Here is a 432-nt window from a genome sequence, read left to right as displayed (position 1 = left end):
CCTGTCGAGACGATCGCACGCCGCCCTGTGAGAACGCCAGTGACACCACTTCTGAAAATCTCCTCATGGGTTTTGGGGGTCAACCCCAGAGTGACAAAGGCAATAAACGCCAAGGTTGCACGTCCTTCGAGCGCCTCGAACACACCCGCACCGAAGCCGAAAACATCCTCGCTTTAGTTCCCGATGACCAAGAATTCCTCGCCCTCGGTTTTTCTGCCAACCGCAGCCAAGCCCTCAATGGCAATCTCTCTCAATATCAAATCCTACACCTTGCGACTCATGGCTGCATTGACGATAACCCCCTGCGTTCCGGTTTAGTTTTCTCACTTTACGATGAAAAAGGCAACAGTCAAGATGGACTATTGCGGCTGCAAGATATCTATAACCTCGATCTCAATGCCGAGTTAGTGGTTCTCAGTGCTTGTCAGACGG

1 protein-coding gene is annotated in these 432 nt (G+C 51.6%); it reads left to right on the top strand.

Translation table 11 applies throughout. From position 1 onward, the window contains the following. Window positions 1-432: CHAT domain-containing protein (locus JUI58_RS00335; RefSeq protein ID WP_204101768.1), on the top strand; the 432-nt coding region annotated here is incomplete at both ends.

Origin of the sequence: Spirulina sp. CCY15215, assembly GCF_016888125.1 — a bacterium.
Taxonomy (GTDB): Bacteria; Cyanobacteriota; Cyanobacteriia; order Cyanobacteriales; family Spirulinaceae; genus CCY15215.
The sequence above is the reverse complement of the archived record's forward strand: the minus strand, read 5'-3'. Positions and strand labels throughout refer to the sequence as shown.